The organism is Paeniglutamicibacter sp. MACA_103 (genome assembly GCF_045798555.1).
In the GTDB taxonomy this organism is placed as follows: domain Bacteria; phylum Actinomycetota; class Actinomycetes; order Actinomycetales; family Micrococcaceae; genus Paeniglutamicibacter.
This window is the reverse complement of the sequence record NZ_JBIXLN010000032.1, coordinates 17,055-38,491: the sequence shown is the minus strand read 5'-3', so window position 1 is coordinate 38,491 and position 21,437 is coordinate 17,055. Positions and strand designations below refer to the sequence as shown.

Genomic DNA, 21,437 nt, shown 5'->3' with positions numbered 1-21,437 from the left:
GTCTGCCGGGCAAAGTGATTTTTGGGTGTTGGTCTGTTCAGAACCAACGTCCGCTCCTAGACTGGCCACAGTCGTAACCCGATCCCTCGGGGTTGTTCACCCGTTCACCTGCTTGGCACGGCGTTTCCCCACGTCGAGGTGAAACGCCGGCCAGCCACGGCTCCTGCCCGGTCCCTACCGTTCCAGGGCGCCGGGCCGGATGGATCTGTCCAAATCGATGTGAGGAGCGAACATGTACAGCGTTGGAACACTGAGCCCGATGAGTTCCCCGACGGTAAAGCTGCAGCGACTCTTGGAGGCGCCCGGGATAGAGGTCTTTGCCAAGCTCGACCTGCTCCAGCTCTCGGGAAGCACCAAGGAGCGAACCGCCAACAGCCTCATCGAATCGCTTCTGTCCTCGGGCCGTCTCGAGCCCGGGGGCCTGATCGTGGAGTCAACCTCCGGGAACCTCGGCATCGCGCTGGCCCGGCAATCGGTGGTCCGCGGGATCGGGTTCGTGGCGGTCGTCGACGAGAACGCCAACCGCTCGGCGCTCGAGATCATGCGCGCCTACGGGGCGAGGATCGAGCTGGTGCCCACCCCGCCCGACGGCAACAAGCTGGCCGCCCGGCGGCAACGGGTCCAACGACTGCTGGCGGAGCACCCCGGGGCGGTGACCACAAACCAATACGGATCGCCCGACAACCCCGACGCGCATTTCACCACCACGATGCCCGAGTTCATGGAAGCCGTGGATGGGCGGCTGGACATGCTGTTCGTGGCCACCAGCACCACGGGCACGCTCCTGGGCTGCCAACGGTACCTGCGCCAACACCGCCTGGAGACCAAGCTGGTGGCGGTGGACGCGGTCGGATCGGTGCTCTTTGGCGGGGACTCGGGCCTGCGGCGCTTCCCCGGGCTGGGGGCCGGAATCGTCCCGGAGCTGGCCTTGCAGGCCGATCCCGACGTGGTGTGCCGGGTCGCGGAAATCGACATGGTCCGCGGGTGCCGCAAGCTGGCCAAGCGCGAGGGGATCCTCGCCGGGGCCTCGACCGGTGCCATCGTTGCGGCGATGGAAAGGCAACTGCCGGGAATCGAGGCCGGCTCGCGCATCGGATTCCTGGTCCACGACTCCGGAGTGCCGTACCTGCACACCGTCTACGACGACGACTGGGTCCGCACCAACCTCGGCTTCGAACCGGAGCCCGACACCCTTCCCACGATGCAGGGCACCAGTCCCCGATGACACGAGTGGCGTTCATCGGGGGAGGGCCCAAGTGCCTGTTTGCCTTGCTCGAACTCAATGAGAGGTTGTCCGGCGTGGCGGCCGAAGGGCTGCGCATCGATGTTTTCGACCCCTACCCGCCCGGCTCCGGCAGGGTCTGGCAGGAGGGACAGCCCACGGCCTTGCGGCTCAATGTCGCGGCGGGCATCGTTGACGCCGGATCCACCTCGGGCACGGAGACCTTCGCGCACTGGGTGGCGCGGGTGGAGCCGCGGTACACGGCGGAGCGCTTCCCGCCCCGGGTAGTCGTTGGAAGGTACCTGCGGGAGCAGTTCCGGCTTCTGGGCGAGGCCGCAGGATTCAGCCTGGTCCATGTGCCGTCCCGGGTCACGGGCCTGTCACGCGCCGGGGAGCGGTGGGAAGTCTTCACGGACGCCGGCTCCCGGCTCTATGACGAAGTGGTGCTTGCGACCGGACACGGGCTTCCCGCGGATTCGCCCGGGAAACCGCCGGCCCCGGCGTGCAACCGGGACCCGCTCATCGGGGAGTACCGGGCACTGGGGGAGGAAAGCATCCCGGCAGGCAGCCGGGTCCTGATCCGGGGTGCCGCCTTGACCGCCTATGACGCGGTCCTGCTGTTGACAGAGGGCCGCGGCGGGGAATGGGTGGAGGCCGAAGGCCCTGGTGGCCCGGCGCTGCGCTACGTTCCCGGCGGCCGGGAGCCGGCGAAGATCACCATGGCCTCGCGGAGCGCATTGCCCATGGATCCCAAGCCCGGGGACGTGCCGGAGCACATCCGTGCGTGCATCGATGCGCATCGGGAACGGGTCCTTGCGTGGGGCCGCGGCCTCGAGCGGCTCCCGGCAGGCAATGGTGCCGCGTACACCGGGTTGTTTCGGATCCTGCTTTCCTGCGCCGTCAAATGCGCGGAGCTGTGCGGGGTGCGTGTCACGCCCCTTGAGCTGTGGCGCACGGCCCTGACCGGGCGCGGGGAGGACACCGGAGGCTCCGAATCGGCCGCCGAGCACATCCGCCGGAGCCTTGCGGTGAACCGCGGGCAGGCGCCGGCAGACGCTCAATGGCTGTGGGCCCGGGTGTTTTCGGGCTTGTATCCGGAGGTGGTGCAGGCCGTCGCGCGGGTGCGCTGGCGGCCCGCGGAAGAGCGGCGGTTCAGGCGCGTGTCCCGGGCGCTGGAGCGCATGGCCTTCGGCCCGCCCGAATACACGGCGCTGAAGCTTTTGGCGCTCTTCGACGCCGGGCTGCTGGAACAAGGCCAGTTTCCGCCGCGGCCGCCGGAGGGCACGGTCCTGGTAGACGCAGTCACCCCACCGGCAGGTGTTTTGGCCTCCGCGGCGCCCGGCGGCCGGGCCATCTCCCCGGTCATCGCCGGATTGCTCGCGGCCGGAGAGGTGGTGGTGCGCGAGGGGGAGCGGGGACTGTTGACCGATGCCGACGGAACCTGCATCGACGCACGTGGCAACCGCAACGAGACCCTGGCCGCGCTCGGCCGCCCCACCGAGGGCCCCACGCTGGGCCACGACACCCTCAACCGCACGCTGCATGCCGAGCGCCGGCGCTGGGCCCGGCGCATCGCGCTGCAACGGATGCCCCAACACCTTGGAGAACGATGATGAAACCCCTGATGCACGGCACCGCACCGCTCACCGCGCGCCTCGAGCCCTGGATGGAACGGCTGCTCGCGGATGCCGAGGGGTGCCGGGACCTTATCGCGACCTTCGGGTCCCCCCTCAACCTCCACGACTTCTCGGCCCTGGGCCGCAACGCCGACCAGCTGCGCGCGGCAGCAGCCAGGCACGCGGTGGATTTCCAGGTGTACCTGGCGCGCAAGGCCAACAAGACCATCGGCGCCATCGACCAGGCGGTGGCCACCGGATGCGGGATCGACGTCGCCAGCTTCCATGAACTCGACCAATGCCTGGGCCGCGGCGTGGACCCCGGGCGGATCATCGTCACCGCGGCCGTCAAGTCGCAGGCCTTGCTCCGCCTGGCCCTGGAAAACGACGTGGTGGTGAGCCTCGACAACCGGGACGAGGCAGCGGACCTCCAGGAAGCCGCCGGTTCCCTGGGGGTGCGTGCCCGCGTCGCCTTGCGATTGGCCTCGTCCAACACCCTGCTGCCGCCCACGCGCTTCGGCCTGCGGAGCGCGGACTGGCTCGAGTTCCTGGGCGGGCGGCATGACCGCGCGGGGCTGGAGGTCGCCGGCATCCACTTCCACCTCAACGGCTACAGCGCCGGGCATCGTGCCCTGGCGCTGGCGGAGTCCGTGGAGCTGGTCGACGCGCTGGCGGGCCTGGGGCATGCACCGGCTTTCATCGACATGGGCGGCGGCATCCCCATGTCCTATCTGGACAGTGCCGCCCAATGGACCGGCTTCTGGGAGGCGCTCGCCGGACAACCGGCCGGGAGCGAGGACATCACCTGGAAATCCGATTCCCTGGGGGCAGTGGGGACCGGACCGAGCAAGGACGTCTACCCCTACCACCAGTCCCCGGTCCGGGAGGAATGGCTCGACTCGGTCCTTGCCTCCCGATCTTCCGGGACCGGGAGCAGCATCGCCGAGCTGCTGGTTGAGCGGAACCTCCAGCTGCGCTGCGAACCGGGGCGTTCCCTGCTGGACGGGTGCGGCCTGACGCTGGCCACCGTGGCGTTCGGGAAGGAACGCAGCGACGGGGTGCCGCTGCTGGGGCTGCACATGAACAGGACCCAGTGCCGATCGACATCGGCCGACTTCCTGCTCGACCCGATCCTCATCCATGCTGCCGAACCGCGGCGGCCCCGCGAACCTTTCAGCGGTTTCCTGGTGGGTGCCTATTGCATCGAGGAGGAACTGATCCTGCGCCGGAGGTTCGAGTTCCCGCTCGGTGCCGCACCCAACGACGTCATCGCTTTTCCCAACACTGCGGGCTATCTCATGCACATTGTGGAGAGCGCATCCCACCAGTTGCCTTTGGCGGTCAACCTGCTGTGGGACGGGGACGCCTGGGTGGCCGACGAGATCGAGGAGCGTGTGCTGCGTGCCTGATGCTGGGATCCGGAGGCAGGCTAGTCCGGTAGCGCGTCCGGTTCTATCCTGCCCCCCCGGGGTGGGTTGCATTCCGGGAGGACCATCCCGGCCGACAAGTTCATCCCGGCAGGTGAGTGCGACCCGCGCTGCCCGCAGGCCATCGGAAATACAGTGACGGCCTCCTCCGCAAGCTCCCTGGCCGGGCGGTGGAAGGAGCTTTACGGCAACCTCCCGCTGCCGCTGCCTATCGTGGCCGCGCTGGCCCTGGATCTCCTTCTTGGCCGGCTCCGTCCGGTGCCGCTTCCCGGCTCCCGATCCCTCCACCGGATGGCGGGAGCGGGACTGGTGCTCGCCGGAGTCGGCCTGAATCTTTGGGCTCTGGCTGAACGGCGACGCCGCTCGGCGGGCCCATTCGTGCTGGAGCGGCCGGAGGAGCTGGTCATCACCGGTCCGTATGCGATCACCCGCCATCCCATGTATGTCGGCTGGTGGCTCATCCAACTGGGCGCGGGCACCTTGGCTGGTTCGTCCTGGGTCCTCGCGACGCTGCCGGCCGAACTGCTTGCGGAACACCGCGGTGTCGTCGGCGAAGAGGCCATGCTGGCAGAGCTCTTCGGACGGTCCTACCTTGATTACGCGGAAAGGGTTCCGCGCTACCTCGGGTTCCCGAAACGGAACAGCGCGGCAGAAGGGTTGGGCGCAAGATGCACGATTCCCCTTCAGCCCGGTTCCCGAGCGCACGGCAGCCATCGGGAGTGTGTCCAGAAAGTCGGTATGGCCTGTGGTGGCGAGTGACCAATTCCGACGGGCCTAGTGAAGACTGGGGGTACCAGTTCACGAAAGAAGGCAACACATGATCAATCTTAAGCAGGACACCGACGGCAACGTCCGGATGAGCCGACACTTCCCCGCAAAGCTCACCATCTCCATCACCTTCGCCGACGGGACCCGGGAAGAGGTCACCGGCAGCCGGATGAACGAAATCTACGACGCAGCCCTGGCCGAGTTCCGGTTGCAGAACAAGATGGATGCCAAGGGCTTCAATCGCTCGCCGGCCAAGGCCATCCACCGCAAGAATGCCGTCGGTTTCGTGCCGGTCAAGCCGGGCCTGAACAACTAGCCGAGGCCTTCAGCAGCCCTCGGCCCGGGTCATCACGGCAGGTCGAGGGACACCACGGCCATGAAGCCGCGGCCGCTGATGCGCGGGGAGTCCTCTTCCCCGCCGATCACGGTGTCGCGCAGTTCGAGCGCTTCTTCCGATTCCCCGCGCAGCACGACGGCCTTGCCCTGCAGCATCACGCCGAACTGGGCACCGAAGAGATGCTGTTCGCGCTTCTTGGACAGCTCCACGATGCGCACGTTGCCGCGCACCGCACCGGCGCGCGTGATCAGGTTCAACGCCAGCACGTCTCCCGTGGGCAGGGCCGCGGAGACGGCGCTGCCGCCGGAGAACCTCAACGGTCGAAGGGCCTCCACCGCATGGGCCGAGCCGTCGATGGTCAGTTCCAGCAGCTCGCCGGCGATCACGGTCAGCGTGCGGTCGAAGCCGTCGTAGGGGGTGAATTCCCCGGATGCCTCGATGGAGGCCACGCTCAGGCGCCAATCCCACTCATTGCCTTCGGCCGGCAGCAGGGCCGCCTCGGTTCCGAGTTTTCCGGCGGCGATTTCCCGGACTTCCCCCTGGGCCCATTTCCGCTTGGTGGAGTCGGCCAGGTGCAAGATGGTTCCGGATGCCAGGGACCGGTTCGTCGTCGTCATGAAATGAAGTCTAGTGGGAGGCCGGGACTTGCCCCCTCCGGCCCGCTGCGCTGGGCTAGAAGAACGCCCCGAGGAGAACCACGATGCCCATGATGGCCAGGGCCCCCGAAGAGACGCGCTCGAGCCAGACGCCGACCGCCGGGCTCTTGAACCAGGCCATGGCCCGGGCAGCGATCGCGGTCAGCAACATCATGTAGGCACCGCCCATGAGCGCAAACACCGCGCCGAGCAACAACGCGGAACCAAGCATGTTGGACCCGACGGGGATGAACGGCGGCATGAGCGCCAGGAAAAGCAGGCCCAGCTTCGGGTTCAAAGCCGAGGAGAGCATCCCGGCCCGCAGGGACTGCAGCATGGTGAATTCGGTGCCGGTGGCGGCCACCGACCGGGTGGCGGTGCGGGCAGTGGCCGCCGACGCGCCGGCCAGGAAGCGGGCCTTGATCAGGGAGCCGAGCCCCAGATAGAGCAAGTAGAGGCCGCCGATGATGGCGATTGCCTGGTGGACTGCCGGGTACGTCTGCAACAGCGCGGCCACGCCGAGCCCCGCAAGCGCTGCCCAGCCCATGATGGAGACCATCATGCCCAGCGCGGCGACGACTCCATTGCGCGGGCGGTTCAGGGCATAGCGAAGTGTCAGGAAGGTGTCGGGCCCCGGGGCAAGCACCACGACAAGGGCGACCCCGGCAAAGCCAAGGAGAGACGAAGAAGGCATGGGAACCATTATCCCAAAACATGCAAGAAGCACCGGACCGAAGTGCTCTGCGCGTTGCTACGTGCACTTCGGCTGTGCATCGGTCTCTTGACGGACGGGTCGAACATGCACGTGGACCGTCATGCCGTCCTTTTGCCGGCCGGAAGGGACCGAAGGTGTCGCCCGCCGCTCGGGCTCGGCCAGCGACTTCTTGATGACGCCCCGCCCGCCGAGGGCCCTGTGCCCCTATGCCTCGGCCGGTTCCAGCGAAACCACGGCCACGAAGCCGCGGCCACTGATGGAGGGTGTCGATTCGTTGCCGCCCATGATCGTGTCGTAGCGTTCCAGGACCTGGGCTTGGTTCCCGCCAGCCAGCACCGTGGCCTGGCCCTGCAGAAGGACGCCGAGCCTGCCACCGGCGAGCTGCAGCGGGTGCTCCGGTGACAATTCCTCGATCGAAACATGCCCGGTCACCGTCCCGGTGCGGGTCATCAGGTTGAAGTCCCTGATCGGCCCGAAGGGCAGTGTCGCGCTGGTGGCCGACCCGCCGTCGAAACGCAGCGGCCTGTACCTCTCCAGCACCTGCCCGGCCCCGTCGATGGTGATCGCCAGGCCTTCGCCCTCGATGACTGTAAGAATCCGTGTCATCCCGACGAACGCCGAGAACGGACCTTCACTTTCCACGTCGGCAATGCTTAGTCGCCAGTCCCACTCATCGCCGGAAACCGAATCCGGGAATCCGCTGACGCCCAACTTCCCCGAAGCGATCTGCCGCGTCACCCCGCCGCCGTTGCGCCAGGGTGCGGGTTTGATCCCGGCGTAGGCGATGACGGTGCCGGGGGAGAGGTCCTGGTTCTGTTCGGTGCTCATCGGGTGGTTCCTTCGTGGCATCGGGTGCAAGTCCAAGGCCGGCCGGTGCTGCAGGGCACGGTTGCCCATGCGTGCGAGGTCATGTTCTCTTTCACGGGATCTTTCGATCTTGGCGCGGGGCCGCGGCCCCCTGGAGGTTGGCCGATGGCCATGGCCGGCAGCGACGGGGCGACGTTGCGGAAAAAGCGACACTGCTCCTGACCGGCGCAACCCCGGCGATGGGGTGCGGCCCGGGGGCGCAGCCTGCTGCGCCCCCGGGCCGCACGTGATCAGGCCAGCGGAACCTCGGTCACCGAGTTGGCCGCGGCCAGCAGGGAACCGTCAACCACCAGCTGGAAGACGGCCTCGATCTCGGGGGAGATGAAGCGGTCGGTGCCCGGACCCTCGACCTTGGTGCGGATGGCCTCGCGCACGGCGGTGATGACCGGGGAGGACTTGGAGGACTCCAGGCCGCCGTCGCGCATGTCCAGGGCGCGGGCGCTGGTGAGCAGCTCGATGGCCAGTACCCGGGCCAGGCCGTCGATGCCCTTGCGCAGCTTGAGCCCCGCGTGCCAGCCCATGGAGACGTGGTCTTCCTGCATGGCGGAGGACGGGATCGAGTCCACCGAGGCCGGGACGGCCAGGCGCTTGAGCTCGGAGACGATGCCGGCGGCGGTGTACTGGGCGATCATGTGCCCGGAGTCGACCCCCGGGTCATCGGCGAGGAAGGCATTGAGGCCGTGGCTGCGGGCCGTATCGAGGAAGCGGTCGGTGCGGCGCTCCGAGATGGAGGCGAGGTCCGCCACGGCGATGGCCAGGAAGTCCAGCACGTAGCCCATCGGGGCGCCGTGGAAGTTGCCGTTGGACTCGACGCGTCCGTCGGGGGTGACGACCGGGTTGTCGATGGCCGAGGCGAGTTCGATGGCCGCCACCGATTCGGCGTGGGCCAACGTGGCCCGCACTGCACCGTGTACCTGGGGTGCGCAGCGCAGCGAGTAGGCGTCCTGGACGCGGGTGAACTTGTGGGCACCGGCCTTCTGTTCGGCCAGCAGCGCGGAGCCGGCGAGCACGGTGCGCATGTTTGCCGCGGAGTCGATCTGGCCCGGGTGCGGGCGCAGCGTGTGCAGGTCGGGGGCGAAGACATCGTCGGTGCCCAGCAGGCCCTCGACGCTCATGGCGGCGGACAGGTCGGCGATGCTGACCAGCTCGCGCAGGTCGCTGGCCGCCATCAGCAGCATGCCGAGCATGCCGTCGGTGCCGTTGATCAGTGCCAAGCCTTCCTTTTCGGCCAACACAACGGGCTCGATGCCCGCCGCCGCAAGCGCGGAGGAGGCATCGACGAGTTCGCCGTCGGCGTTGCGGACCTTGCCCTCGCCCATGACGGCGAGGGCGCAGTGCGAGAGCGGGGCCAGGTCGCCGGAGCAGCCCAGGGATCCGTATTCGCCGACGACCGGGGTGATCTGTGCGTTCAAGAGCGCGGCATAGGTGCGGGCGACGACCGGGCGCACGCCGGTGCGGCCCGTGGCCATGGTGGAGAGGCGGTTGAGCATCAGGCCCCGGATGACTTCGCGGGGCACCTCCGCCCCGGAGGAAGCGGCGTGCGAACGGATCAGCGAGCGCTGCAGCTGGGCGCGCAACTCGATCGGGATCTGCTTGGTGGCCAGGGCACCAAACCCGGTGGAAACTCCGTAGTGCGGGACGGTGTCGGTGACCAGTGCGTCGATGACGGCGCGGGATTCCTCCATGGCGGCGATCGACTCGGCAGAGAGCTCGACCGGCTCGAGGTGGCGGGCCACCTTGACGACTTCGCGCGGAAGCAAGGCTCCGGTCGAGACCGTGACCGCACCGGTTGAGAGAGTGATGCTTGCGTTCATTTGCTTTTCCTTCTGACAGGTCATTTTCCGTGGAGTTGCCGAGTCGTATGTCGCCCCGCTCTTGCCAAGGAGTGAAACTAGCGTTTCAATAAGTGAAACGCATGAATGGTGTTGGGGCAAGCCCCCCGCGCATGTGAATTGATCCAACGGAGCCGAAGGCTTCGGCGAAAACGACGTCCCGCAAACATATTTGACGGAGGAACCAACCGTGGCTGAACCAGCGACCCGAACCGTAGACCGTGCCCTGCAACTCTTGGGGGCGGTATGTGACGCCGGCGCTGTGTCCTTGGCGGGTGTTGCCCGCGAGACGGAGCTCTCGGCCTCCACCGCGCTTCGGTTGCTTCGCACCTTGGAAAGCAGCGGGTTTGTGCGCAAGGACCAGAATGGTGAATACCGCCCGGGTTTGCGGTTGGTCCAGTTGGGTGCGCAGGCGCTGAGCCACGAGTCCCTTGTCCATCTGGCGGCTCCGGCATTGCAACGTCTCGTGGATGCCACGGGGGAGTCGGCATACCTTTCGGTGCGCGGACACCACGGCACCGGGAACGACCACGCCGTCTACCTGGCCATTGCGGAGGGCACCCACTCGGTGCGCCACGCTTCCTGGGTGGGCCGCAGCGTGCCGCTGTCCGGATCCAGCCTGGGTGTGGTCTTCGCGGATGAGACTCCCGAATGCGGTTACGCCGTCTCCGACCGCGGTGTCGAAGAAGACGTAACCGCCATTGCGGCGCCGCTCCAGCAACTGGGCGCTCCCGGAGCCAGCGGCTACGGGCCGGTGGCCGCCATTTCCGTGGTGGCGCCGAGCTACCGCATGACGCGTGGGGAAGTGGAACGCATCGGAAAGTTGGTTGCGGCCGAGGCACACTCGTTCTTCGGGCCGGCCCCCGCCAACCCTTCCTCCGCGGGAGGGCCACAGCAGCTGGCTGCCGTCCGGCAGTAGCCGCGATCCGGAGGCACGCCGCCCAGCATCACCCGTAGAAAACCAAGGCAGGGCATCCCACGGCGCCCTTGCGAGCAGGGGAGGGCGGGATCCCGTGGCCGCTGACCTTCGCGGGGGACGTGGCGGCGTGCCCCCCGGGTCGCGTCAGACCAATCGTGCTGCCTTTTGGGGGAGGCCGGTGCGCTCCGGGCCCGACATCCAATCATCGATCAGGTCATTGTGCTGTCCCAGGGTCGGGGCGGGGGACGGGGCAACCGAACCTGATAGGCGCAGCGGCGAGGCAAGGGTCTTGAATCCGTCCGATTCGGTGGCCACGTTGCCGCGGTGCACGGCGTGTTCACTGTTGAGCGCCTCGTTGACGGAGTAGACCTTGGACACCGGCACCTGGTGGGCGGACAGCAGCTCAATGGCTTCCTCGTCGGTGTATGCTCCGAGTGCTTCCTCCAGTGCGGCGCGGAATTCCACCGGGTGGGTGTTGCGAAGGGTTTGCTGTTTGAACCGTTCGTCCGCCAGCCACTCCGGGCGCCTCAGGGCCTCTGTGAGCCGGGGAAACAAGCGGTCCCCGGCGATGGCAATGGCAATGGACCCGCGGCCGGTTTGGTAGGTGCTGAACGGGGTGGACATGGCGTGGTCATTCCCGCAGGCGACGGGCTCTTCCCCGTGCAGGGCGCGCATTCCCACTGATTCCAGTACCGAAACCAGGGTGTCCAGCATGGCCACGTCGATGTGCTGCCCCTTTCCGGTGTTGTTGCGTTCGTTGACGGCGGCAAGCGCCGCAATGGCGCCATACAGGCCGGGGACCAGGTCCCCGAGACTGACGCCGGTCCGGGTGGGTTGCCCGCCGGGCCATCCGGTAACGGACATCAAGCCGCTCATGGCTTGTGCGATCAGGTCGTAGGCAGGGGCTTTTTGCAGGGGCCCGTCCTGGCCGAAACCGGAGATGCTGACGATGATGAGTCGGGGGTTCTCGGCCAGCAAGTCCGGGGCCGAGACCCCGAGCCTGGCCATGACACCCGGTCGAAAATTCTCGATCAGGATGTCGGAGCGACGGACCAGCTCCAGCAGTCGTTCACGTTCGGAGCTGGATTTCAGGTCCATGGTGACGCCGTATTTGCTGCGGTTGAACAGGCGGTAATAGGCGGATTCCCCGTTGTACCAGGGGCCAAAGTGGCGCGAATCGTCGCCGTCAGGGCTTTCCACCTTGATGACCTCTGCCCCCAGGTCTGCCAGGATCATGGCGCAGAACGGCCCGGCCAACACGCGGGAGAGGTCCAGGACCCTCAGCCCCTCGAGGGAACCGGGGCGGTTCAAGGCGGCGGCTTCTGGGAAGTTTGCAGTCGGCATGGAAACGTATTCCTTCTCGTTGTCGTGACCCGGCTCACCGGGAGGCGTTAGTACCATCGCAACATTGAATCCGCTGCGCGATCGGTTTGTGGCGCACAATCTTGTCTGTAATCACAGACAAGTGCGCACTAGGATGGGAGGATGGCTATGCAGAAAATGCCGCAGGTTCCAGCGGCGAAGAACGTTTTGGCGGTGCTGCGGTATGTCGCTTCGCAGGCCGGACCTGTCGGGGCCGGTGCCATTGCCCGCGACACTGACCTTCCGCGCTCCACCACCTACCACCTATTGACGGCCTTGATCGAGGACGGGTTCGTGGTGCATCTGCCAGAGGAGCGCAAGTATGCGCTGGGGGTGACCGCCCATGAACTTGGTACGGGTTATTCGCGTCAGGCACCGCTGCAGAGGATTGCCCGCTTTCCAATCGCCCAACTGGTTGAACGGACCAAGCAGACCGCTCATTTGGCCATCATGCACGGCCGCGAGGTGATTTACGTGATCGAGGAACGCGCCAGGAGGCAGGCGGATCTGGTCACCAATCCGGGCGTCAGGCTGCCCGCCCACCTGACGGCCAGTGGCCGCGCGATGCTGGCATTGGTCTCCCGGGAACAGCTGGCGGCCCTGTATCCCGGTCCGGAGGCTTTTCCCACGCGCTACGAAGCGGGTGTGCACTCCGTGCCGGCATTGAATGAACTCCTGGCCGAAATCCGCGCCGTGGGCTACTCGTGGGAGCAAGATGAAATTACGGAGGGGTTCTCCAGCTTGGCCGTGCCCGTTCGGGACCATAGCGGCCACGCGGTAGCCAGTGTCACCTTGACGGTAGCCAACCGACCGATCCTGAGCCCCGCGGCTGCCGCACGGAACGCGGCCCAAGGGATCGTCCCGGAACGAACCGTCCATCTCGACGAGCTGGTCGACAGGTGGCTTCCCGAGGTGATCCGGACCGCCACGGAAATTTCGCGGCGCCTGCGCCCGAGCGGCTGAAGCCAAGGTCGGGGCAAAGCGGAGGGCTTGGCACACGAAAAGACCCCCGGGCGGGGAAGGAGCCTAAAGGGGTTCCTTCCCCGCCCGGGGGCCCTGCCGCGTTGCGAACCGGTGCCTTCGCGGCGCGTTACGTTGTTCGGCTGGTGCGAGGCTCCGAGGGATCAGACTGCCGGTGCCGGGGCGTCCACGTCCGAGTCCTTCGGGTAGATCATCGTCGCCGGAGGGCTCTGGAACCTGCGGGCCACCGGGTGGTAGACCAGCGCCGTAACGACGAGGCCCACGAGCCAGGAGATGTCGGCACCGCCCAGCATTTTGGTCAGGGGGCCGGTGTACATGTCCTGCGCCAGAAACGGAATCTGCACCACAATTCCCAGCAAGTAGGTTAGCAACGCAGGGATGTTCCATGCGTGGTACCGGCCCTTGGTGTCATAGAGCGCCGGAACGTCGACCTTTTCCCTTGAGATCAGGTAGTAGTCAACCAGGTTGATGGAGCTCCACGGGATGAAGACCATCAACAGCAGGAGCACGAAATGCTTGAAATTGGAGATGAACTCGTCGGTGGCGGCTATGGCGATCAGCACGGAGACGGCGATGAAGCCGATAACGTAGGCGAAGCGCACCCATGGGGCAAAGCGCAACTGGCGGGTAAAGGCGCTGACGGAGGTCAGGATGGTCATGTATCCGCCGTAGGCGTTGAGCGTGTTCACGGTCAACTTGCCCACTACGATCACGATGTACATCAGCACTGCGATCGCGCCGCCTCCGGCCAGGTTGCCCACGAAAGCAACCTGGCCGTCCAGGAATCCCTGGCCTTCGGGCATGGCAACTGCCGCGAACAGGGCGCCGAGGATCATCGACCACTGGGCGCCAAGCACCGAGCCGGACATGCAGCAGAGGAAGGTCTGGCGGGCCGGGGTGTTGGCCGGAAGGTAGCGGGAGTAGTCGGCGACATATGGGCCATACGTCAGCTGCCAACCGGCACTCAGCGAGATGGAAAGCAGGAATGTCGGGAATGCGAAGCCGTCCGTGCCCAGGATGGAGACCACGTCGTGTTTGAGGAAGAGCTGGATTCCCAGATAAGTGAAGCCGAGGATACCCACCACGGTGGAGATTCGTCCCAGAGCGTGAATGTACTTGTAGCCCATGGTGGCCACAAGGACGGTCAACGCGCCGAAAATGATCACGCCTACGGCCGGCTGGCCCGTGGGGATGATTTGCTCCACGGCTTGGCCGGCCAACACGGCGCCGGTGGCCGCGAAGCCCAGGTACATGACGATGACGAGCACGAGGGGGAGCACAGCGCCGAGTACGCCGAACTGTGCCCGGCTGGAAATCATCTGGGGCAGCCCCAGCTTGGGGCCCTGGGCCGCATGAAGGGCCATCACGGCACCACCGAGGATGTTGCCGATGAGCAGGCCAACGATGCCCCAGAAAGCGTTGGCGCCGAAGATCACGGCCAAGGCGCCGGTCACGATCGCAGTGATTTGCATGTTTGCCCCGAACCACAGCGTGAACTGTCCAAAGGGCTTCCCGTGCCGCTCGGCGCGCGGCACAAAGTCGATGGTCCGGCGTTCAAACACCGGTCCCGTCTTACTGACTGTTTCGATCCTAGACATCTTGTTCCTCCAGCGAGCTCTGAACGGTTGTTTGCCCCCATCCGCCACCAATCATGTGCCCTGATGCACATCCGAAGGTGACTTGTCTCGCGAAACTTGTCTGCGATACCAGACATAACTGCATTTTGTGTGATCTGGTTCATGCCGCATCGGAGCCAGCCGCTAGGTTCGAGGGGAACCCGGCCCACCTATTTGGAGGAAAATAATCATGAGCAACCACACCGACGCCACAGAGCTGCCCTATGCTGACGGCGATTTCTTCTTCTTTGAAAGCCTGTTGCCCCCAAACGAGCTTGAGCGGCTCAACACCATCCGAGATTGGATGGAGGCCGAGGTTCGTCCCATTTCACGCGACTACTGGAACCGCAGCGAATTCCCTGTCCATCTGATCCCCAAGGTGGCCGAGCTGGACATGATCAGCCCCGTGCGTCGCCAGGGATACTCGCACTTGCTGGCAGGCATGGTCACCGCCGCAATCCACCGGGTTGACGCTTCCTTCGGCACCTTCTTCAGCGGACACGACGGCTTGTTCACCGGCTCGATCGAGTTGCTCGCCTCCGAGGAGCAGCAGCAGGCCTGGTTGCCGGACATCTACTCGTTGAAGAAAACCGGCGTTTTTGCGATCACCGAGCCGCTGGCCGGTTCGGACGTGGCCGGAGGAACGCAGACCACTGCGGTGCGCGACGGCGACAACTGGATCCTCAACGGCGAAAAGCGCTGGATCGGAAACTCGACCTTCTCCGACTACGTCATTGTCTGGGCCAAGGATGTCCAGGACGGGCAGGTCAAGGGATTCTTGGTCGACACCGCAACGGCCGGTTTCACCGCCACCTTGATCGAGAACCGCATTGCCTTGCGCTCGGTCCAGAACGCCGACATCGTTCTCAAGGACGTCGTCGTGCCCGATTTCTTCAAGTTGGCCCATGCCAACAGTTTCCGGGACACCAACAAGGTGCTCAAGACCACCCGCGCCACCGTCGGGTGGCAGGCGGTCGGTGTCCAGATGGCCGCCTTCGACGTTGCACGCAAATACGCGGTGGAACGCCGGCAGTTCGGCAAGCCGATTGCCAGCTTCCAGCTCATCCAGGAGCAGCTTGTCACCATGCTCTCCAATGCGCAGGCATCCATGGGCATGATGGTTCGCCTGGCGCAAATGGAAGATGCGGGCACCACGCGCAACGAACACTCCGCGCTGGCCAAGGCCTTCGTGACCAAGTGCATGCGCGAGACCGTAGCGCTGGGGAGAAGCGTCCTGGGCGGCAACGGCGTGCACGTCGACTATGAGATGGCGAAGATCTTCTGCGATGCGGAGGCCATCTACACCTACGAAGGCACCTACGAGATCAATACCCTGGTGGCCGGTCGCTCCATCACCGGCATCGCGGCGTTCGTCTGAGGGCCGTCCACCACCGTTTCCTGCCGAATCCGTCCGTTGTCTCGGAACACAGACAACATGGGCGGCCGATCCCTAGAATCGCGCAGGATGCCGGTGCTTGGATGGGTACATAAGGACATTTTGCCGGCCCACTTCGGTCGTTAGGCAAAGAATCAACAGCTTAGGAAGACAACATGGCAACCATGCACGATCCGTCCCGCGTTATCCGCGCTCCGCGCGGCACCACGTTGACCGCGAAGTCCTGGGCCACCGAGGCCCCGCTGCGCATGCTGATGAACAACCTGGACCCGGAGGTCGCCGAGCGCCCCGAGGACCTGGTCGTCTACGGCGGCACGGGACGCGCGGCCCGCTCCTGGGAGGCCTACGACGCGATCATCAAGACGCTGACGGACCTCGAAGAGGACGAGACGCTGCTGATCCAGTCCGGCAAGCCGGTCGGGGTATTCCGTACCAACAAGTGGGCGCCGCGCGTGCTGATCGCCAACTCCAACCTGGTGGGGGACTGGGCCAACTGGCCCGAATTCCGCAAGCTGGAGGCCGAGGGCCTGATGATGTACGGACAGATGACAGCGGGGTCCTGGATTTACATCGGCACCCAGGGCATCCTGCAGGGAACCTATGAGACCTTCGCCGCGATCGGCGTGAAGCGCTTCAACGGGACGCTGGCCAACACCTTGACCCTGACCGGCGGCTGCGGCGGCATGGGCGGGGCGCAGCCGCTGGCCGTCACCCTCAACGGCGGGGCGGTGCTGATCGTGGACGTCTCCGAGGAGCGCCTGCGCCGCCGTGAATCCAAGCGCTACCTCGACGAAGTGGAGCTGGACCTGGACACCGCCCTGGCCAAGGTCACCGCGGCCAAGAACGAGGGCCGCGCGCTCTCGGTCGGCTACGTCGGAAACGCCGCCGAGGTCTTCCCGGAACTGCTGCGCCGCCAGAAGGCCGGCGAAGTTTCCTTCGACATCGTCACCGACCAGACCTCCGCGCACGATCCGCTGAGCTACCTGCCGGTGGAATACACCCTGGAGCAGTGGGACGCCGAGGCGCAAGCCGACCCGGCGGGCTTCACCAAGAAGGCACAGGCCTCCATGGCAGCCCACGTCGAGGCGATGGTCGGTTTCCAGGACATCGGAGCCGAGGTCTTCGACTACGGCAACTCCATCCGCGACGAAGCCCGCCAGGGCGGCTACGACCGCGCGTTCGAATTCCCGGGCTTCGTCCCGGCCTACATCCGCCCGCTCTTCTGCGAGGGCCTTGGCCCGTTCCGCTGGGTGGCCCTCTCCGGGGACCCGGAGGACATCCGCGTGACCGACGAGGCGCTGAAGGAACTCTTCCCCGAGAACGAACACCTGCACCGCTGGCTGGATGCAGCGGCCGAGCACGTGGAGTTCGAGGGCCTGCCGGCGCGCATCTGCTGGCTGGGCTACGGCGACCGCGCCAAGGCCGGGGTGCTGTTCAACAAGCTGGTCGCCGAGGGCAAGGTCTCCGCCCCCATCGTGATCGGCCGCGACCACCTCGACTCGGGCTCGGTGGCTTCCCCCTACCGCGAGACCGAATCCATGAAGGACGGCTCGGACGCAATCGCCGACTGGCCGCTGCTCAACGCGCTGACGGCCACCAGCTCCGGTGCCACCTGGGTCTCCATCCACCACGGCGGCGGGGTCGGCATCGGCCGCTCCATCCACGCCGGGCAGGTCTCGGTGGCCGACGGCTCCGAGCTGGCGGCTGCGAAGCTGGAGGCGCTGCTGACCAACGACCCGGGCATGGGCGTGATCCGCCACGTGGATGCGGGGTACGATCGCGCCATCGAGGTCGCGCAGGAACGCGGCGTTCGCATCCCTATGTCCGAGTAACATCGGGTCGACAACACCCCGGGCATCACAGCCCGGCAGCAACGTCATGTGGGCGCAGCGATGGCCGCGCCCACATGTCGTTGCAACCGCCAGCCCGCCGAAGAACACCCGAACCCGTTGAAGACGAACACGTGCGAGACGAAAGAGACGACAAACCCAGTGAGCACAGTAAATTCCCTGTTGGCAGCGATCAGCGACGAGGGGCGGGACGCCAAGCGCGGCGGATACTCGCGCCCGGTGTACTCCTCCGCCGAGATCACGCTGCGCGAATGGTTTGTCGCCGAGGCCCAGTCCCGTTCCCTGGAGGTCTCCACCGACGCCAACGGCATCATCTGGGCCTGGTGGGACCTTCCCGGCTCGGCCAAGGACGCGGCCTCGCGCCGCGGCGCCCTGGTCACCGGGTCCCACCTGGATTCGGTGCCCGGCGGCGGGGCCTTTGACGGGCCCCTCGGGGTGGCCAGTGCGCTGGCGGCCTTCGACGTGCTCGCCGGGCGCGAGGCCGCCGGGGAGCTGCAGCGCAACCGCGCGCTGGCGCTCACCGTCTTCCCGGAGGAGGAGGGCTCCCGCTTCGGGGTCGCCTGCCTGGGCTCGCGGCTGCTCACCGGCGCGATCGACCCGGCCAAGGCGCTGAACCTGCGCGACGCCGCGGGCAACACCTTTGCCGACGTCGCCGCGGCCAACGGACTGGACCCCGCCCGCATGGGTAGGGACGACGCCGCCCTGGCCAACATCGGTGACTTCATCGAACTGCACGTGGAGCAGGGCCGCGGGCTGAACACCGAGGAGCACACCGATGCCGCGGGCCGCGGACCCGCCGTTGCCATCGGCAGCTCCATCCTGGGCCATGGGCGCTGGCGGCTGAGCTTTTCCGGGCAGGGCAACCATGCCGGAACCACGCTGATGGTCGACCGGGCGGACCCCATGGTTGCCGCCGCGCAGCTGGTGGTCAAGGTCCGCGAGGTCGCCCGTGCCCAGGCAGACGCCCGCGCCACGGTGGGCCGGCTCGAACCGGTTCCCGGCGGGACCAACGTGATTGCCTCCCGGGTGGACCTGTGGCTGGACGTGCGCCACCCGGACGACGCGGTCACCGCGATGTTGGTGGAAAAGATCCATGGCCAGGCCCAACGGATCGCCGCCTTCGAGGGCTGCACCGTGCTGCTCACCGAGGAATCCCTCTCCGGGACCGTGAACTTCGATCCGGCGCTGACCCGGGCGCTGGAAAAGTCCGTGCACCGGCTTGTCCCCGCCGCGCCGCTGCTGCCCACCGGGGCGGGGCACGACGCCGGCGTGCTGGCCGCGGTGGTTCCCTCTGGCATGCTCTACGTGCGCAACCCCTCGGGCATCAGCCACTCGCCGGAGGAATACGTGGAGCACGACGACGCCACGGCGGGGGTCGCGGCCCTGGCCGACGTGCTGGAGGACCTGCTGTGAGCCCGGAACCGACCACGCCGCCGAACACCGTCCGGGTGCCGGCCCCGGTGAACGCACACTCCCACGCCTTCCACCGGATCCTGCGCGGCCGCACGCATGAGGGCCCGGGCGGCGGAGCAGGGGACTTCTGGACGTGGCGCGAGCACATGTACACGTACGCCCATTCGCTGACCCCGCGCCTCTACCAACAGCTTGCCACCGCGGTCTTCGCCGAGATGGCGGTCGCCGGGTACAGCGCCGTGGGGGAGTTCCACTACCTGCACCACCAAAACGACGGGACACCCTACGGGGCGCAGGGCTCGGACGCGGAGCCACACGCCATGGAGCTCGCCCTGGGCCGCGCGGCCCTGGCGGCGGGCATCCGCCTGGTGCTGCTGGACACCTGCTACCTGCAGGGAGGGCTGGCCGCCGACGGATCGGTGCTGGAACTCGATGAGACCCAGCGGCGCTTCAGTGATCGAACCGTGGAGGCCTGGCTGGAGCGCCACGGGCGCCTGGCAACCGCCTTGGGGGAACTCGACGCCGGGGCAGGGCTGCTCACCCTGGGTGCCGCGGTGCACTCGGTGCGCGCGGTGGCCCCCGCCGACCTGGGGAAAATCGCCGCAGGCCTGGACCCGGCGCTGCCGCTGCACGTGCACCTCTCGGAACAACCGGCGGAAAACCACGCATGCCAGGCCGCCCATGGAACCAGTCCCACGGGGCTGCTCCAGGAGACGGGACTGCTCGGCGCGCGGCTCTCCGCGGTGCACGCCACCCACCTGGACGATTCGGACATCCAGGCCCTGGGCGCGGCCCGCGCCGGGATCGTCATGTGCCCGACCACGGAGGCGGACCTGGGCGACGGGATCGGCCCGGCCCGCGAACTTGCCGACGCCGGCGCGCACCTGTCCCTGGGCAGCGACCAGCACGCGGTGCTCGATCCCTACCTCGAGCAGCGCGCCCTGGAACACGCCGAACGCTTGCGCAGCGGCAAGCGCGGGCGGTTCTCGCCCGCCCAGATCTCCGCCGCCGCCCGCGAGGGCGGGCTGAGGTCCCTGGGACTGGAGGAGAACGACGATTTCCTGGTGGTGCGCACCGACTCGGCGCGCACCGCCGGCTCGCGGCCTGCCCAGCTCCCGCTCACCGCCACGGCCGCCGACGTGGCCGAGGTCCACATCAACGGGCAGCTGGTCGCCCGCAACGGAATCCACACCCGGCTGGGCGACCCGGCCGAGCTCTACGCCGCCTTCTTCACGCAGAACCCGGAGTTTTCATGAACACCACGCTGATCACCAACCTGTCCGAGGCCTTCACCGCCGACGCCGCCGGGTCCGTCATCAAGGACGCGGCAATCCTCATCGAAGGCGAGAAGATCGCCTGGATCGGGGCGGCGGCCGATGCCCCGCAGGCCGATGAGACCATCGACGCCGGTCACCGGGCGGCGCTGCCGGGCTGGGTGGATTCGCACAGCCACCTGGTCTTCGCCGGGGACCGCAGCGCCGAATTCGTCGCCCGCATGGCCGGCAAGGACTATGCGGCCGGCGGCATCGCCGTCACCACCGCGGCGACGCGGGCGGCCAGCGACTACGACCTCACCCGCCTGGTCATGGGCCGCGCCGCGGAGGCGCTTGCCGGGGGCACCACCTACCTGGAGACCAAGACCGGCTACGGGCTCGGCGTCGAAGAGGAGGCCCGGCATGCCCGCATCGCCTCCACCGTGGTTGACCAGGTGACATTCCTGGGCGCCCACCTGGTGCCCGCCGGCATGGATGCGCAGGACTACACGGACCTGGTCTGCGGCGAGATGCTGGAGCGGGTCCGGCCCTACGTGCAGTTCGCCGACGTCTTTTGCGAGCGCGGGGCATTCAACGAGGCCCAGTCCCGCCAGGTCCTCACCGCGTCCCGGAATGCCGGCTTGGGGTTGCGCGTCCACGGCAACCAGCTGGGCCCCGGCCCGGGAACACAGCTGGCGGTGGAGTTCGGTGCCGCCAGCGTGGACCACGTGAACTACCTAGATGAAGCGGATGTGACGGCGCTGGCCGGATCCTGGAAAAACTGGGATGCCGGCTCCCGGAGCGGGACGGCCGGAACCGTGGCCACCTGCCTGCCGGCCTGCGACCTCTCGACCCGCCAGCCCTTGGCACCGGGCCGCGAACTGATCGATGCCGGGGTGCAGATCGCCCTGGCATCGAACTGCAACCCGGGGACTTCCTACACCTCGTCCATGGCGTTTTGCGTGGCCACGGCCGTATTGCAGATGCACCTGAGCATCGAGGAAGCCATTGTCGCGGCCACCTACGGGGGAGCGCTGGCCCTCGGCGTACAGGATCTGGTCGGCTCCCTCGAGGTGGGCAAGCGGGCGGATATCCAGTTGCTCAACGCACCCTCGGTGGCGCACCTGGCCTACCGGCCGGGCATGAACCTTACGGGTCCGGTGTTCCGTGCGGGAACGTTGGCGGCGGGACGCCTCTAGCGAACCGCTTCGTGATGGGAGGCACCTTC

The 21,437-nt window shown here is 67.1% G+C and carries 18 protein-coding genes; 12 read left to right on the top strand and 6 right to left on the bottom strand.

Annotated features, from left to right (window positions below; translation table 11 throughout):
- The first annotated feature begins 232 nt into the window (after positions 1-232).
- From ACIPVK_RS15175 to ACIPVK_RS15155, 5 genes are all read left to right on the top strand, one after another.
- Positions 233-1,225 carry a pyridoxal-phosphate dependent enzyme gene (locus tag ACIPVK_RS15175; protein WP_407612813.1) on the top strand — a complete coding sequence of 331 codons (993 nt, stop codon included), beginning with the start codon at positions 233-235 and terminating at the stop codon, positions 1,223-1,225.
- Positions 1,222-2,835, top strand: a complete 1,614-nt coding sequence (locus tag ACIPVK_RS15170; protein WP_407612812.1) for an FAD/NAD(P)-binding protein — start codon at positions 1,222-1,224, stop codon at positions 2,833-2,835. The genes ACIPVK_RS15175 and ACIPVK_RS15170 overlap by 4 nt, the downstream gene beginning before the upstream one ends.
- Entirely contained in the window at positions 2,835-4,247 is a 1,413-nt protein-coding gene (locus tag ACIPVK_RS15165) for an alanine racemase (RefSeq protein WP_407612811.1), read from the top strand. The genes ACIPVK_RS15170 and ACIPVK_RS15165 overlap by 1 nt, the downstream gene beginning before the upstream one ends.
- A gap of 153 nt (positions 4,248-4,400) precedes the next feature.
- The gene (locus ACIPVK_RS15160) at positions 4,401-5,024 is read left to right on the top strand and encodes a methyltransferase family protein (RefSeq protein ID WP_407612810.1); all 624 of its coding nucleotides are present in this window, start codon (positions 4,401-4,403) and stop codon (positions 5,022-5,024) included.
- A 58-nt stretch (positions 5,025-5,082) separates the two neighbouring features.
- Positions 5,083-5,349, top strand: coding sequence for a hypothetical protein (locus ACIPVK_RS15155; protein ID WP_407612809.1), 267 nt, complete (start codon positions 5,083-5,085; stop codon positions 5,347-5,349).
- A gap of 32 nt (positions 5,350-5,381) precedes the next feature.
- On the opposite strand, the gene ACIPVK_RS15150 is transcribed toward ACIPVK_RS15155, so the two are convergent.
- The 4 genes from ACIPVK_RS15150 to hutH all read right to left on the bottom strand — a co-directional run bounded on the left by ACIPVK_RS15150 (position 5,382) and on the right by hutH (position 9,401).
- Positions 5,382-5,987: a HutD family protein gene (locus tag ACIPVK_RS15150; RefSeq protein ID WP_407612808.1), complete on the bottom strand. Its 606-nt coding sequence runs from the start codon at positions 5,985-5,987 to the stop codon at positions 5,382-5,384.
- 55 nt (positions 5,988-6,042) lie between these two features.
- A complete protein-coding gene (locus ACIPVK_RS15145; protein ID WP_407612807.1) occupies positions 6,043-6,699 on the bottom strand; it encodes a LysE family translocator in 657 nt (218 codons plus the stop codon).
- Between the two features lie 225 nt (positions 6,700-6,924).
- Positions 6,925-7,548, bottom strand: a complete 624-nt coding sequence (locus ACIPVK_RS15140) for a HutD family protein (RefSeq protein WP_407612806.1) — start codon at positions 7,546-7,548, stop codon at positions 6,925-6,927.
- Positions 7,549-7,817: 269 nt separating this feature from the next.
- Positions 7,818-9,401, bottom strand: coding sequence for a histidine ammonia-lyase (hutH, locus tag ACIPVK_RS15135; protein ID WP_407612805.1), 1,584 nt, complete (start codon positions 9,399-9,401; stop codon positions 7,818-7,820).
- 208 nt (positions 9,402-9,609) lie between these two features.
- Between hutH and ACIPVK_RS15130 the strand changes: the two genes are divergently transcribed.
- The gene (locus tag ACIPVK_RS15130; RefSeq protein WP_407612804.1) at positions 9,610-10,338 is read left to right on the top strand and encodes an IclR family transcriptional regulator; all 729 of its coding nucleotides are present in this window, start codon (positions 9,610-9,612) and stop codon (positions 10,336-10,338) included.
- A 144-nt stretch (positions 10,339-10,482) separates the two neighbouring features.
- On the opposite strand, the gene ACIPVK_RS15125 is transcribed toward ACIPVK_RS15130, so the two are convergent.
- Complete coding sequence (locus ACIPVK_RS15125; protein ID WP_407612803.1) at positions 10,483-11,682, bottom strand: CaiB/BaiF CoA transferase family protein; 1,200 nt, start codon at positions 11,680-11,682, stop codon at positions 10,483-10,485.
- 141 nt (positions 11,683-11,823) lie between these two features.
- On the opposite strand from ACIPVK_RS15125, the gene ACIPVK_RS15120 reads away from it, so the two are divergent.
- Entirely contained in the window at positions 11,824-12,663 is an 840-nt protein-coding gene (locus tag ACIPVK_RS15120) for an IclR family transcriptional regulator (RefSeq protein ID WP_407612802.1), read from the top strand.
- A 161-nt stretch (positions 12,664-12,824) separates the two neighbouring features.
- On the opposite strand, the gene ACIPVK_RS15115 is transcribed toward ACIPVK_RS15120, so the two are convergent.
- Complete coding sequence (locus ACIPVK_RS15115) at positions 12,825-14,279, bottom strand: purine-cytosine permease family protein (RefSeq protein ID WP_407612801.1); 1,455 nt, start codon at positions 14,277-14,279, stop codon at positions 12,825-12,827.
- 208 nt (positions 14,280-14,487) lie between these two features.
- Between ACIPVK_RS15115 and ACIPVK_RS15110 the strand changes: the two genes are divergently transcribed.
- From ACIPVK_RS15110 to hutI, 5 genes are all read left to right on the top strand, one after another.
- A complete protein-coding gene (locus ACIPVK_RS15110) occupies positions 14,488-15,675 on the top strand; it encodes an acyl-CoA dehydrogenase family protein (RefSeq protein ID WP_407612800.1) in 1,188 nt (395 codons plus the stop codon).
- A gap of 173 nt (positions 15,676-15,848) precedes the next feature.
- Positions 15,849-17,525 (top strand): urocanate hydratase, encoded by a 1,677-nt coding sequence (hutU, locus tag ACIPVK_RS15105; RefSeq protein ID WP_407612799.1) that lies wholly within the window; start codon positions 15,849-15,851, stop codon positions 17,523-17,525.
- A 159-nt stretch (positions 17,526-17,684) separates the two neighbouring features.
- A complete protein-coding gene (locus tag ACIPVK_RS15100) occupies positions 17,685-18,956 on the top strand; it encodes an allantoate amidohydrolase (RefSeq protein WP_407612798.1) in 1,272 nt (423 codons plus the stop codon).
- A complete protein-coding gene (locus ACIPVK_RS15095) occupies positions 18,953-20,212 on the top strand; it encodes a formimidoylglutamate deiminase (protein ID WP_407612797.1) in 1,260 nt (419 codons plus the stop codon). Before ACIPVK_RS15100 ends, ACIPVK_RS15095 begins: the two co-directional genes overlap by 4 nt.
- Positions 20,209-21,408: an imidazolonepropionase gene (gene hutI / locus ACIPVK_RS15090; protein ID WP_407612796.1), complete on the top strand. Its 1,200-nt coding sequence runs from the start codon at positions 20,209-20,211 to the stop codon at positions 21,406-21,408. Before ACIPVK_RS15095 ends, hutI begins: the two co-directional genes overlap by 4 nt.
- Positions 21,409-21,437 lie beyond the last annotated feature (29 nt).